General features: G+C 49.1%; 11 protein-coding genes. 6 read left to right on the top strand and 5 right to left on the bottom strand.

What is annotated here, in order from left to right; all coding sequences use genetic code 11:
- The first annotated feature begins 215 nt into the window (after positions 1-215).
- From FEM55_RS01510 to FEM55_RS01495, 4 genes are all read left to right on the top strand, one after another.
- The gene (locus FEM55_RS01510) at positions 216-1,382 is read left to right on the top strand and encodes a lycopene cyclase family protein (RefSeq protein ID WP_138279557.1); all 1,167 of its coding nucleotides are present in this window, start codon (positions 216-218) and stop codon (positions 1,380-1,382) included.
- A gap of 228 nt (positions 1,383-1,610) precedes the next feature.
- On the top strand, positions 1,611-3,050 hold the full coding sequence (locus tag FEM55_RS01505; RefSeq protein ID WP_138279556.1) for an ABC transporter permease: 1,440 nt from the start codon (positions 1,611-1,613) through the stop codon (positions 3,048-3,050).
- Complete coding sequence (locus FEM55_RS01500; RefSeq protein WP_138279555.1) at positions 3,047-4,438, top strand: ABC transporter permease; 1,392 nt, start codon at positions 3,047-3,049, stop codon at positions 4,436-4,438. The genes FEM55_RS01505 and FEM55_RS01500 overlap by 4 nt, the downstream gene beginning before the upstream one ends.
- On the top strand, positions 4,431-5,126 hold the full coding sequence (locus FEM55_RS01495) for an ABC transporter ATP-binding protein (protein WP_138279554.1): 696 nt from the start codon (positions 4,431-4,433) through the stop codon (positions 5,124-5,126). Before FEM55_RS01500 ends, FEM55_RS01495 begins: the two co-directional genes overlap by 8 nt.
- 181 nt (positions 5,127-5,307) lie before the next feature.
- Here FEM55_RS01495 and FEM55_RS01490 read toward each other — a convergent pair whose 3' ends face one another.
- Entirely contained in the window at positions 5,308-6,477 is a 1,170-nt protein-coding gene (locus FEM55_RS01490) for an FAD-dependent oxidoreductase (RefSeq protein WP_138279553.1), read from the bottom strand.
- A gap of 94 nt (positions 6,478-6,571) precedes the next feature.
- Here FEM55_RS01490 and FEM55_RS01485 point away from each other — a divergent pair, with 94 nt between their 5' ends.
- A complete protein-coding gene (locus tag FEM55_RS01485) occupies positions 6,572-7,531 on the top strand; it encodes a helix-turn-helix transcriptional regulator (protein ID WP_138279552.1) in 960 nt (319 codons plus the stop codon).
- A 76-nt stretch (positions 7,532-7,607) separates the two neighbouring features.
- The gene (locus FEM55_RS01480) at positions 7,608-7,793 is read left to right on the top strand and encodes a hypothetical protein (protein ID WP_138279551.1); all 186 of its coding nucleotides are present in this window, start codon (positions 7,608-7,610) and stop codon (positions 7,791-7,793) included.
- A 135-nt stretch (positions 7,794-7,928) separates the two neighbouring features.
- On the opposite strand, the gene FEM55_RS01475 is transcribed toward FEM55_RS01480, so the two are convergent.
- The 4 genes from FEM55_RS01475 to FEM55_RS01460 all read right to left on the bottom strand — a co-directional run bounded on the left by FEM55_RS01475 (position 7,929) and on the right by FEM55_RS01460 (position 14,574).
- Positions 7,929-8,960, bottom strand: a complete 1,032-nt coding sequence (locus FEM55_RS01475; RefSeq protein ID WP_229209125.1) for an endo-1,4-beta-xylanase — start codon at positions 8,958-8,960, stop codon at positions 7,929-7,931.
- An 89-nt stretch (positions 8,961-9,049) separates the two neighbouring features.
- Positions 9,050-10,975, bottom strand: a complete 1,926-nt coding sequence (locus tag FEM55_RS01470; protein ID WP_138279549.1) for an alpha/beta hydrolase-fold protein — start codon at positions 10,973-10,975, stop codon at positions 9,050-9,052.
- A 41-nt stretch (positions 10,976-11,016) separates the two neighbouring features.
- Positions 11,017-13,467, bottom strand: coding sequence for a glycoside hydrolase family 95 protein (locus tag FEM55_RS01465; protein WP_138279548.1), 2,451 nt, complete (start codon positions 13,465-13,467; stop codon positions 11,017-11,019).
- Between the two features lie 18 nt (positions 13,468-13,485).
- Entirely contained in the window at positions 13,486-14,574 is a 1,089-nt protein-coding gene (locus FEM55_RS01460) for a Gfo/Idh/MocA family protein (protein ID WP_138279547.1), read from the bottom strand.
- Positions 14,575-14,648: the final 74 nt, after the last annotated feature.

The following is a 14,648-nucleotide window of genomic DNA, read 5'->3' as shown; positions in this document are numbered from 1 at the left end:
TTCCCGGAATACTTTCTGGCTGTAAACAGCATGGAAAATGCGCGCGGGAACGGGCAGCAACCGGCCCGCCTGCACCTGCAGCAAGCAATCGGAAAGTACATGGCATTAACAATTCGCAGAAATTATCAATTAATAAAGGAAACCGGATCGCTTATCTATGCCAAAACATGGATATTTGCTGAAATGCCATTTTATACCGATGATCCACAGCACGTATGCAGACAAAAGACTTTGATATTATTTTTGCCGGAAGCGGAATGGCCGGGCTCAGTCTGGCTTATCGCGGGCTTCGTGAAGGCATATGGCAAAATGAAAGCATACTCATTGTCGATAAGGATATCAAAAATAAAAATGACCGGACATGGTGCTTCTGGCAGCATGCAAATGAGAAATCCCCTTTTCAGGAAGTTTTTTATCATTCCTGGAAAAACCTGTTTTTCTTTACCAATGAAGGAAGGCAAATTCCGCTGAACAATGGAAACTATGCTTACCATATGATCCGGAGCATTGATTTTTATCAGTTTGTACTTTCCTTTCTTCGTCAAAGCCCGCAGGTAACGTTTGTCCAGGCCGAAATCCTGTCCATAGAAAACGCACCCCATGCCGGGACCGTTCAGACCCGGGATGCTGCTTACAAGGCGAAATATGTCTTTAATTCAACGTTCAGCAAGCCGCAACTGAAGCCATGGGATCAGTACTTTTTACAGCATTTCAAAGGAATAATGATCCAAACGAAGCAGTTCAGCGGCAATCCTTCGGAAATGCACCTGATGGATTTCAGGACCACGCAGGAAAACGGCACCACGTTTTTTTATGTGCTGCCTGTCGCGCAGGATCAGCTTTTTATCGAATATACCGTTTTTTCCAAGAAACTGCTGGAAGACGGCACATACGACCTCAAAATCAAGCAGTACCTGAACGAAGTGCTTGAGATTACGGAATACGAGATTCTTGAACATGAATTCGGAATTATTCCCATGACGGATTTCAGGTTCAGCAGAAAAAACGGTCCTGTCATGAACATCGGTACGGCCGGCGGCGATACAAGGGGCTCGTCGGGATACACTTTCACGAATACTCAAAAAACAGTTTCAAAAATACTGGCTTCATTCCGGGAAAAAGGCCATCCCTTTTTCAAAAAGGAAAATATCAGTGAAAAGCACCAATTGCTCGATAGTACGATCCTGAAGGTTCTGGATCAGCATGTGTATCCGGGCCACCAGATATTCAGCGATCTGTTTACGCATGTAGACGCCAACAGTATCTTTGCATTTCTGGATTCCGAAAGTACCGCCCGGGACGATCTGAAAATCATGCTCAGTCTGAAAGCAAAACATTTTATTGCTCCGTTTGTCAAAAGCCTGTTTAAAATAAGTTCCTGACACAGTTGCGGGTAAGCAGTCGTTTGATGCTTTTAAGATGCCTTCGTAAAAAGAAAACATCCGAAAATTTCATGCAACGTTGTTGCAAAGTACATTTTGTTTTGTTATTTGCAACATTATTGCATTTACATATCAAACGTGAGTGACCGCTTCCGAACCTGGTCAGCCGATGATTCATGGTATTCTGACGATCGTCACAACGAAAAGCAAGACAAACCTACATACAGGATGCATTTCAATTTTATCACCATCATTGCCCGGCAGGAATGGACTTCCATCTTCAGAAGTAAAATCCCGCTGGCACTTTTTACTGTTTTACTGCTCGTAAGCCTGCTGGCGACCTTTACCGGCTGGCAGTATGTCCGAAAATTCAATCATCAGCAAAAAACGGCTCATCAGGAGGTACTTGACCAATGGATGAACCAGCCCAACCGGCATCCGCACCGGGTAGCGCATTACGGCTATATGGTTTTCAGAGAGAAATCGCCGCTCAGCTTTTTTGATTTCGGGCTGGACAGCTACGTGGGCAATGCGGTGTTTCTGGAAGCACACAGACAAAATACGATAAACATGAGCGAGGCGGGCTTTTCCAACGGTATGCTGCGGTTTGGCGAACTGAGTATGGCCATGGTGTTGCAGCTGCTCGTGCCGCTTTTTATCATTTTCATCGGTTTTCAGACCGTGGCCGGGCTCAAACAGAATGGCGTGCTGAAAATAATGCTTTGCCAGCGGGCATCCTTTCTGGACATCCTTCTGGGTAAAACTGCCGGGATCACTGGCGTTGTCTGGATTTTGTTCTTACCCCTGCTGCTTTTATGCCTGATGGCAGGAAACCTGCTCATTGCGGGCGGAATCAACGCGGATGCTTTGACGCGCATCGTACTGCTGACCATTTTATATGCCCTTTACTTCCTGATCATTACCATGCTGGTTGTAACCGTATCGGCCCTAAGCAAATCTTCCAAAAACGCTTTGATGACGCTTGTCCTCATCTGGATGCTGTTTTTTATTGTGATTCCGAAAACCGCCCAGACGCTCGGCAGCAGCCTGCATACGGCTCCAGACAAGATTGCTTTTGAACAGGCCATTGAAGCAGATGTCAGCAAACAGGGCGACTCGCATGATCCGGACGATCCGCATTTTTCACAGTTGAAAGCTGCAACATTAAGGAAGTACGGCGTGGACTCCATCGCTGCGCTCCCGGTCAATTACGGTGCGCTTGTGATGCAGGAAGGGGAAACGATTTCATCCGGGATTTTCAACAAACATTTTGATAATCTGATCGGCATTTACAAATCTCAGAACACCGTATCGTCGATTCATGCATTGATTGATCCGTACCTGGCAATCCGCAATCTTTCGATGAACCTTTCGGGTACCGACTTCGACAGTTTTACCGCATTTCAAAAGCAGACAGAAAAATACAGGTTTGAGAGAACAAAAAAACTCAACGAAATCCATCTGACCCGGATCAAATACCAGAACGACAGCAAGCAGAAAGTCAGCGCGGAAAACTGGCAGAAACAACCCGATTTTACTTTCCAGCCGGTACCTGTCAGCAGAAACCTTTCTGATGCCAGCCTCAGTCTGGCTGCGCTCCTGCTTTGGGTAGCAGCAGGTTTTGGCGCATTGACCTATGTTTCTTCCAAACGTGCGTATCAATTATGAACATCCACCTGAAAGTGTTACTACTGGAAATCAAGAATTTCCTGCTGGGAAATACCGTGCTGACCGGAGCTGCCAGCTTGCTGCTCATCGGCATTTACAGCTTTTACCATGGCCATCATGTAATCAACCGTCAGCGGCAGACCATTGCTTCGGTACCGGCCGTCCAGAAAATCCATCTGCAGCAGATCGTTGAACACGGAACAGGGAAAGCCGCCGGAACCACGGCCTATTATCCGTTTTTTTACACCACCCATCCTGCTTCGCCCTGGGCTGAATTCTCGATCGGACAACGGGATGTAAATCCTTTTACGCTGAAAGTCAAGATGCTGGCCATTGAAGGGCAGCTTTACGACTCCGAACTGACCAACCCGCTTACCTTGCTGGCCGGAAACCTGGATGCATCCTTTGTCTTTTTATTCCTTTTCCCGCTGCTGATTATTGCATTCACTTACAACGCGTTTTCGGAAGAACAGGAAAACGGCGTATGGAAAATGGTCCGGACTACGACCAGAAGCATCCGTGCAGCCATTGCGGGCAAACTGCTGGTCCGACTGATTACCATTCTGGTCATTACGCTGCTGGTATTTGCAATGGCTGCGATTACATTGCAGCTTCCTGTTTCCCTGCAGACCTTTAAGCTGCTGAGCGTGCTGATGCTTTATGTACTGTTCTGGTTTATGATTTCCATGATGGTCGTTGCCCTTGGGAAAAGCTCGGCGTTTAACGCCACTGCGCTGGTCTGCATCTGGATTTTCCTGGCCATCCTTTTTCCGGGAGCAGCAAACATTTGGGTCAACAACAGCATACCCGTGCCGGAAGCGACAGAAACAGCCATCCGGCAACGGGAAGGTTATCATGCCAAATGGGATGAACCTAAAAAACCGACCATGGAAAAGTTTTATGCCGTGTATCCGCAGTACCGCAAGTACCCGGTACCGGATGACAGCTATTCGCCGGGCTGGTACTATGCCATGCAGTTTTCGGGAGACATGGAGTCTGCCCGTTCCTCTGAAAAGCTTTTTGACAAATTACGGCAAAGACAAACGCTTTCTGAACGCATGGGCGGTTTCAACCCGGTCATTGCGGCACAGCAGTCCCTGAACAAGATTGCCAATACAGACCTCACCAGCCATATCCGCTACCTGCAATCCGTAAAAGTGCATCACCGGCAGATCCGTGAATATTTTTATCCGTTCATCTTTGAAGAAACGCCAACGGAAAGCATTGACTGGGCGGGCTATCCGGCTTATGAGCCAGTCCGGTATACCGATGAATCCGTACGCAGCGGCCTGTTGGCAATCCTGTGCTGGGCAGCGGGTACACTGGTGATTGCCCTGATTTTATTTCAAAGAAACTTTATCCAGATCAAAGACATTCCAAATGCTTGAAGCCATAAACCTTACCAAAAGATACGGAAGCCACACGGCCCTGAACAGCCTGAACCTGAAAATACAACCCGGAGAAATCTTTGCATTGCTCGGCCAGAACGGAGCCGGAAAAACCACAACGATCAATTTGTTTCTGGGATTTACAGAGCCAACCGAAGGTACAGCATTGATTAACGGCATATCCGTTGCCGGACACCCCCAGGAAATCAAAAAGTACCTGGCCTACATTCCGGAAACAGTCATGCTTTACCCGAACCTGACCGGACTTGAAAACCTGAAATATTTTTCATCACTGGCAGGTTTTGATTATTCAGAAAAGGAACTGGGCGAACTGCTTGCAACTGCAGGCCTGCAATCGAAGGCATTCGGTCAAAGGCTGGCGGGTTACTCCAAAGGCATGCGGCAGAAAGTAGGCATTGCCATTGCCGTGGCTAAAAAAGCCAAAGTACTGCTGCTTGATGAACCCACCAGCGGCCTTGACCCGAAAGCGTCCAATGAATTTTCCCGGATCATCCGGTCTCTTGCCGGAAACGGTACGGCGATCCTGATGGCGACCCATGATATTTTCAGGGCCAAAGAAGTCGCCAGCCGGATCGGGATCATGAAGGAAGGCAACCTGCAGTCGGTGATTGAGGCTGCTTCCATCTCTGCCAATGAACTTGAAAGCCTGTACCTGAAGACCGTTTGATTTCCGGTGCTGTTCACTCCAAAACAGGAAGCTGTAACCAGAACCTTTATTTTCTCTCTTTTTGATTTTTCACCTTCAGGCCGCTGCCCTGAAAATTTCGGGCTCGGTTGCCGACGGTACAACGGGCGTGAAAATCGCGGGCGCTAGCAATCATACTATCCAGCTCAGGGAAATAGCACCGTTACATACTTGCCTTTATCTTGTCAAAGAAATCAAGCATAATCTGGAAACTGTTCTCCGAAAGCATGGATTGTATGAGCTGTGAAGCATCTTCCGTCGTTACCGAAGTTCTGCTGAGCATTTCTTTTTCATACGAGGCAAGTGCTTCCTGCACGGATGTAAAATCCTGCAGGCAAAGTACTTGGTATAATTCCAGCGCATCAAGCATCGCCTGATTGACGCCGTCCCCGGAAGGCGGCGTTTGATGTGCCGCATCGCCGATGACAGTCAGGTTCGGAACCGTTTGCCACGACTGATCTTTGGGAAAGTAATATTGCGGACGGGCAACAAAGTAGGAATCACTGGAAGAGAATACTTCGTGCCAGTCCCCGCTCCAGTCGGCGAAGCGCTGCCGGAACCAGCTGAAAACCTGCGTGCGGTCGGTAAAATCAATGCCGGATGTTTTTAGCAGATCTTCCGGCTCTTCCGTAATCGTATAAAAGGAAAGCGAACCTTCGCCTTTTGCACTCAGGACAATCGTTTTGCCGTTCCAGTGTGCAAAAACTTTTCCTCCATTCGTAAGTTCCCACAAATGCGGCGCATGGACGGCAGCATTGTAAAGATTGCCTTCGATAATGGTAACACCGGAATAGATACGCGCTATATCGGTTATGTACTTTCTGACTCTGGAATTGGCTCCGTCGGACGCAACGACGAGGTCCGCGTAAACCGTAGTCCCGTTTTCAAAAATTATATCCCAGCCCTTTCCATTCGCCTGGAGTGCTTCAAATCTTGAATTCCACACCACGGTATTTTCTTTCAGGGATGCAATGAGCAAGTCACGGAGCGGGCCACGGTCAATTTCCGGTCGTGCCTGTTCATTTTCTAAATCCTGAACAGGCGCTTCGTTGCGCTCGGTATAGTGAATTACTGCATGGTTATCCGTGATGGTAACCCTTTCTGCACCGGGTCTGAAATTTTTCCTGAATGCTTCCATCAGTCCGGCTTCGGCCAATGCTCTTAACCCGGATTCGTAATGCAGGTCCAGCGTAGCACCTTGCTGGCGCACATACGGTCCGCTATCGCGTTCATACACATTCACCATGCAGCCTTGCTGCTGTAAAAGTCTGGCGAGCGTCAGACCGCCCGGGCCGCCGCCTATTATGGCCACTTGTTTATTTTCCAGTAACATATGCTTCTCTGTTCTGTTGTTTTTATAACTCTGACAAAATTCTGCATACTTTTGAGTATAAAATAGCCACAACTGTTACAAAAAAAAGTCGTAAATGAAAATAGCTATTACAGACAAAGGAACCGGAATCACGCAGGAATTTGCGATGGCTATAGGCGCCACCGTAAACGGACGGTTTATCCATATTCCCGAAAGTAAAGGAGCGGGTTATCTGACAGGATTTTCATGGGGAAGCGACCTCCGCATGATGATCCGGAACTATCATCTCAAAGAGGCTATTTTTATTGAGCGGACCAATGAACTGGCCGAAGGTCAGGAAGACGTTATTTTCATGCTGGGCGGAATTTTTCCTTCGCCGGTACTTCCGGAAGAACCGTTACGGGCCGAACAAGCCCATATGCTGATCTGCAGGCATGCTGTTTCCACCATTATGGCCATGCCTTCCCATACTGCATTCGGAAGTGTGACAATTGCCGCATCCAGAAAATACCTCAACCAGTTGTTCGGGCATATTGATCATCCGGTTGTAGCAAGCGTTCTGGAAGCCCGGGAAAACTTTGTATTGGAATCAGGCATTTCCCCGGAAATCATCAATGCCGCCAGCGACTTCCTTCATCAGCCGGTTCCGGAAAGCATGGAAAGGCAATATTACAGGCTGAAATGCGAGGAACTGCTTTGTTATATCTTTGCGATACTGATGCAGCGCGAGGCCGTTCCCGCCAGCGCCATGCACATCCAAGACATTAAAGCCTTGTATGCCGTAAAGGCTCATTTGCAAATGCATTCGGATCAGCCGCCCCATATTGCAGCACTGGCGCGAGAAGCAGGCATGAGCGAACCCAAACTGCGGAAGCTTTTTAAACAGACATTCGGTAAAGGCGTTTTTGAGTATTACCAGTGGAGCAGAATGCAAAAAGCAGCACAATTACTCAGAGAAAAACGGCTGACGGTCTCGGAAGTTGGCTATCAGCTTGGATTTACCAACCTCAGTCATTTTGCAAGAGTGTTCGAGCAGTATACCGGTTTAAAGCCCAAGAAATATTCAGCTATGTAATATTACTCCTGCTGGCTGAACCGGTAATGGAATAATATTTATATAATTAATATCCAGCCATCTAAACATAAAAACAATGATGAAACTCAGCAAAATATTATTTCTCTTGGTGGGCGCAGGTTTGCTTTTAGGTCAGGCTTCATGCAACAGCAGCAAGCATGATGATGGCATCAGTGAAAGCATGGATTCAAGCAGTCTTGATAAAACGCAGACCCAAATAGAACCTGACTCCATCGTGGCGGACTCAGTAAACAGGCCATAATAAATTTATGATATTTTTTGATTATTACAGACTGGAAGCTATTTAATTGCCAGACAGGGTTAAAGGATTTTTACGGAATAGCTGGGTAATTTTCATGCATAATTCCGTAAAAACTGGGCGCAATTCGAACTGCATCTAAAAGTCGATTACCTTGTCAAATGCCGGTTTGGATTGGTAGTCCTGATCAAACAACAACGGATAATCCTTGCGTCCGGGCACCGGAAAGTTGTCCAGCCAAGTGGTTTTGTCGGACACATTCCAGAACGTAACGCCGGTGAGCGTGCCTTTGTATTTTCTGAAAACATCAAAAAGCATTTTGTACTGGGCGGTTTGTTTGGTGACCATTTCGGGCGTCAGTACACCATTGTCCGATGCTTTTTTTTCACGCCGCTCATGTTCTTTCGGATGCACGGAAACATCCAGTTCCGTAATCTGCACTTCCAGTCCCAGACTGGCAAACTGCGAAATGGATTTTTCCAGTTCCGCCGCAGTAGGTTCATTAATAGACCAGTGCCCCTGCAGCCCCACGCCGTGAACCGGAACATTTTTAGACTTGAGTTTTTTCAGAAGCTGAAATATCTTCTCCCTTTTTTCGGCGTTTTCGGTATTGTAATCATTGTAAAACAGCCTGGCATCCGGGTCAGCGGCATGGGCATATTCAAATGCTTTTTCAATGTAATCTTCCCCGATGATTTCATAAAATTTCGACTTCCGGTAAATGCTTGTGCTGGTGTCCGGCACAGCCTCGTTTACGACATCCCACGCATATACTTTGCCTTTGTACCGGCCGGCTACTTCATCAATATGCTTTTTCAGACGTTCCAGCAGCTGTTCTCGGCTTACCTGTTTTCCTTCCGTGTCTGTAAAAAACCATTTGGGCGCTTGGTTATGCCAGCATAAGGTATGGCCTCGTACTTTCATGCCGTTCTTTTGCGCAAAAGCCACAATTGCATCCGCATCCTGCCAGTTGTAACGGTTTTCTTCGGGATGGATGGGGCCCATTTTCATGGCATTCTCCGGCGTCACGCTGCTGAATTGCCGGGTAATCAGTTCAGCGTCAGGGCCGGTCAGGCTTCTTGGAGACACCGCCACACCGATCGGAAAATAATCTTTGTAAGCCTCTTTTAGAGTCTTTTTAGCTTGTCCGTTTACAGCATGCGGCAGCATAACCGGCAGGCCAAAACCAAAGATCAGCATACTCAGTACAGTTGATTTTTTCATTGTTTTTTGATAGAAGTAATACCTTTAAGCTATATTTATTTAAAAAGCAACTGCGAAAATTCAAACAGATCGTGCCGCCAGACCGGCCAGGTATGGCCGCCCGGATATTCGCTGTATTTGTACTTGATCCCCATTTCATCATATCTGGAGAGCATGATTTTGCAGTTTTTGTAGGCTATATCTTCCTCGCCGCCCATGGATATCCAGAACTGCCTGAGATTGGAATTGATCGTTGCCGCATTTGTTTTTGCATAGTCGTAATGTGATGCCGACAGGGTTGCATTGTTGCCAAACCAGCCGGAACTGAACACGCCCAGATAGGCGAATAGATCGTTGTTTTTAACACCTGCATACAACGTCTGCAGCCCGCCCATTGAAAGTCCGGCCAATGCCCGGTTTTGCGGACCGGTTTCTGCACGGAAGTTACTTTCCACAAAAGGAACCGCACCGGCTTTCAGCTCATTTTCAAACATTTTCAAAGCGTTCTCGTTAAAACCCGCAATGCCTCCGGCCATTCCGATGTTCCCGTCCAGCATGGCGATCAGCATGGGTTTTGCTTTGCCTGCGGCAATCAGGTTATCGAGGATCAGGCCGGTTTTTCCTTGTGTAGCCCAGCCACGCTGATCTTCGCCTCCGCCGTGTAAAAGGTACAATACCGGATATTTTTCTGCTGCAGCGTCGTAGCCCGGCGGTGTGTAGACATACATTTCCCGCCAAGAGTTGGTAGCTTTGGAAAAATACGGCCGGATCCTGATTTCGCCGTGCGGCACGTCGCGCAGTGCATAGTAGCCGCCTTTCCGGTAAGGTATTTCAATGCCGCTGGCCATTCGTCCCATTCCGTAGAACGTCTCGCTTGCGGGATCTGCAACCGCTACGCCGTCGATCAGCAGTGAGTAGTAATGAAAGCCCTTTCCGACCGAATCCGTTGTCACTGTCCAGAAACCGGCCGTATCTTTCACCATATCGTATTTCTTGCCGAGATCGACCTGCACTTTCTGCGCATTCGGGGCTTTGGTACGGAACACAACGCGGTTATCGGGCAGGATCTGCGGGTATTGTGCCGACCGGATATTTGTTGAAGCCGGCGTTCCTAATATAGTGTACCCGGGCAAGGAAGCCACATCCACCGGTTTGAACAAAAACTGCGAAAACATGTACAGACCATTTTTCCATACCTTGAAATCATGTCCGCCGGGTTCCACATAATACACATGCGGAACCTCATGCTCAAACAGATAATCGTGCGTGCGCTTGCTGAACGTGATCAGCCGGTCGCTGTCACCGCAGGACAGCCAGAGCAGTTTCAGCTTCTTTTTTGCATCTTCCGGATCGGGCATCAATTCTTCGGGCTTTCTGGTATTGGGGGCAGAGGAAAACCCTCCTACCCACGCAAACCGGTCCGGATTTCCCAATCCAAAGTTCAGCGACTGACCGCCGCCCATGGACAATCCCGCGATCGCGCGGTGTTCGCGGTCGGTGAGTGCCGGATATTTCTTCTCGATAAAAGGGATCAGGTCTGTCAGCAGATCTTTTTCGAACGTGGCAAAAGCTTCGACCTTGTCGGCTGCCATGATATTGCCCGTAGCCCGGTCATCTTTCATGGCGCGGCCATTGGGCATCACCACGATCATCGGTTCAATCTTCTTTTCGGCATACAGGTTATCCAGAATCAACTTCGGGTTTCCGCCTTTCAGCCATTCCTTTTCATCGCCGCCAATGCCATGCAACAAATACAGCACCGGATACTTTTTCTTCCTGGAAAAACCGGGAGGCGTGTAAACCAACGCTTTCCGCGCATTGCCGACCGTTTTCGACGGGTAACTTACCGTATCGATCTTACCGGCGGCAGCGCCTTCCCGCAAGGTGTCATACCCTTCCGGCATTTCCATTGGCGTTTTTTGCGCCAAAGCGGTGACAGCAAACAGCAGCATACTGATGGCGGGCAGGAAAAATCTTTGCATGGTTTCAGCGAAAAAAGGGTGAATTGATTTTCAGACAAAAGTCATTCAGCTACAAAACGATATACTTTCCCGGCCTGCGTAGGCAGATCATAAAGCAGTGTCTCCTTAAGTGCCGGCTGTACTTTGGTTGCTTTGGGTGAAACAACCGGTTCGGCGGTTACTTCCGTTTTGTAAAATGCATTCGGATTTTCACCGGAGGCTTTTTGCAGCGTTCCGCCGTTCGCCAGCTTCAATGCATTGGGTACGCGCAATCGAAGGTTCCCTCCGAGCTTGGACCGTATTTCTGCTTTCGTCAGTCTGGACCCGCTCCACTGCATATTCACCAGCTCGAAGCCGCCTTGCGCCAGCAGTCCGCCGATGCTTCCGCCCGGCCATACATCGGGCAGCGCAGGCAGCAGATGCAGTGCGCCGTCGGCACTTTGCATGAGCATTTCGGTAATGCCGGACGTGCATCCAAAATTGCCATCGATCTGAAAAGGCGGATGCGCATCAAAAAGGTTGTTGTAAGTACCGCCGCCCCGCTTGCTTGGCGGGCTCAGTTGATCCTGAATCAGTTTGTAAGCATGGTTTCCATCCTGCAACCGTGCCCACCAGTTTACTTTCCAGCCCATGCTCCAACCTGTGGACACATCGCCGCGGTGCGTCAGCGTAGTGCGGGCTGCTGCAAACAGTTCGGGTGTGCGGTATGGAGAAATCTGTACCGCCGGGAACAATCCGTACAAATGGGAAACGTGGCGGTGCTGGTCTTCCGGATCGTCCACATCGTCGAGCCACTCCTGCAACTGCCCGTATTGTCCGACATGCATGGGCGGCAGCCGCTTGCGCATCTGCCGGAGCGTGTCCGTAAAAGCAGCATCTTTTTTCAGGATTTCCGCTGCCCGTATCGCCGAACTGAAAACATCAAAGGCAATCTGGTTATCCATGGTCGTACCGGCATCCAGCGACGAGCCTTCGTGCGCGGCGGGTGCATTTTCGGGTGAACTGCCCGGATTGGTCACAAGCCAGTGATACTTGGGATGCTCTACGAGATAATCTGCGTAAAATGTGGCCGAACCTTTCAGTACCGGATATATTCTGGCAAGAAAATTTTTGTCGCCGGTATACAGGTAATGCTCCCACAAATGCTGGCTTGTCCAGCCGCCGCCTGCGATCCACATGCCCCAGAACGCCCCGTCGATCGCGCCGGTTGCCCGCCAGATGTCGGTATTGTGATGCGCCATCCAGCCTCTTGCGCCGTACATTACTTTCGCCGTTTCCCGTCCGGTTTCGGAAAGCTCGGTAACCATTTTCAGAAAAGGCTCGTGCAGTTCCGAAAGATTGGTTTTTTCAGCCGGCCAGTAATTCATCTGCGCATTGATGTTGATCGTGTATTTGCTGTCCCACGGCGGCTGCATCTTGTTGTTCCAGATTCCCTGCAGATTGGCCGGCTGCCCGCCGGGCTGCGAACTGGAAATCAGCAGATAACGGCCATACTGATAGTACAATGCAACCAGCGCAGGGTCATTTGCCTGACGGAAATTCTTGATGCGTTCATCAACAGGAAAGTTCGCCGCATCGGTTGTGCCAAGGTCCAGCCTGACGCGGCTGAAATAGTTCTGGTAGGCAGCAACATGCGTTTTCAGCATAGAGGCATAGGATTTGGCAGCGGCCTTTTTCAGATACCCACCGGCCAATGCATGCTCATCGCCGCTGACATCCTGATAATTTTTAAAACTGGTCGCAACAGAAATGTAGATAGTCGCAGCATCCGCTTCCTTCACAACAAGCGAGCTGTCATTCGCCGAAACGCTGCCGCCATCCGTTTGGATGCGCGTAATGGCCTTGAATTTCACCATTCCCTTAACGCCTTCATGATCCGCTGCCGTGGCGGCAAGCGTCAGTTCTCCGTCAGGCGCTATTTCAATTTTCGGCTGTTTATGGAGCGTGGAATAGAATGCTGAAAAAGTCAGTTTTCCCGGCTTGCCGGCAGTCAGCCGCACAACAATGACCTGATCCGGAAATGAAGAAAAGACTTCACGGGTAAATGTCACGCCGTCCACTTCGTAAGTCGTTCTGGCGACCGCCCGTTCAATGTCCAGCTCGCGGTAATATTTCTGATAAGGATCATGTCCGGGAAATTCCAGATGCAGCTCGCCGACCGGCTGGAACATTTGTCCATGCGATTTTTTGGTAATGATGGCCTGATTGGCGAGCTTCTCGGCTTCTTTCTGTTTTCCGTCAAAAATCAGTTTCCGGATTTCAGGCAATGCGGCCAGTGCAGCGGGATTATCGTTCCGGTTTGGACCGCCCGACCACAAGGTAGCTTCATTGAGCTGGATGGTCTCGTCGGAAACATTGCCGTACACCATTGCGCCCAGCCGGCCGTTTCCAACCGGCAGTGCATTTTCCCACGTCTTGCCGGAAGGTGTATTGTACCAGAGTTTCAAAGGCTGCTGCGAAAAGCCGGCTATGGAAAAAATCAACGAGAAGAATAAAAATAAACTGAACTTCATAAATGGAAAAATACGCGTTTATATCCTGACACTTTTGCCTGAGGCCACCGATTTGTAAATTGCTTCCACTACCCGGATGTCACGCAAACCTTCTTCGCCCGGCGCAATCAGATCGGTATTGTTCAGGATCGCCAGGCAATCCTCATCCATTTGCTTCGCCTGCTGGCTTTTGATCGGGAAATTGATGATGGTACCGTCCGACATGCTGCCTTTGTTGCCACTGTACCCCGACTGTGGTTCCAGTTTCAGCCAGCCTTTTTCGTAACTCACCTGCAGGTAATTCATATTGATTCCAAAGCTTGTCTGGCATGCAGCGCGGGCGCCGCTGGGAAAGTCAAGCATAAACATCATGGTTTCTTCCACTTCCTTGTAAATCTCCGGCCTTGTCGTGGAAGCCTGTGCAATCACGCTGATGGGTTCTTCGCCCGTTGCCAGTCTGGCGCCCTGCAAGGCATACACGCCCATATCGCCCATCACGCCGCCGCCAAGCGATTTTTTCTGTTTCCAGTGGTCCGTACGCGCATCAAAGTATCCTGCTGCGCTGTTCACCATTTTGACTTTACCGAATTTCTGATCCTTGGCCACTTTCATATAAGCCTGGATATTCGGATCGTGCTGGCAGCGGTAACCGATAGCGAGCTTCACTTTACTGGCCTTGCATGCGGCGATCATCGCTTCACAGTCCGCCACGGAAGGTGCCATCGGTTTTTCACAAAACACATGCTTTCCGGCTTTGGCAGCACGTACTACAAATTCGCGGTGCATGGAAGGCGGCAGTACGACATACACGATATCGATGTCCGGGTTATCAGCGATCTTGTCGAAATTCTGGTAATTGTAAATGTTCTTGTCCGGAATGTTGTACTTGGTTTTCCAGGCTTCCGCTTTGGACGGCGTGCCTGTTACAATGCCGGCAAGGTGACATTTTTCGGTCATCTGAAGCGCCGGAGCCAACAGGTCGGTGCTGTAATAGCCGAGGCCCACGAGCGCAATGCCCAGTTTTTCTTTTTTCGGATTTGTAGAGGCCAGCAGTGAATGACCGGAAAATAATGTGGCCGCTCCGGCCAATGATAATGTGGACAAAAAATCGCGTCTTTCGATTTGCATAGGGTAACAGGATTGAAGCTTTTTATAATGTTCTGACGAGAATACAAGCAAGTACTTTTACAAAAGCCTGCTGA

This window comes from Dyadobacter sediminis, assembly GCF_005860765.1.
In the GTDB taxonomy this organism is placed as follows: Bacteria; Bacteroidota; Bacteroidia; order Cytophagales; family Spirosomataceae; genus Dyadobacter; species Dyadobacter sediminis.
The sequence above is the reverse complement of the archived record's forward strand: the minus strand, read 5'-3'. Positions and strand labels throughout refer to the sequence as shown.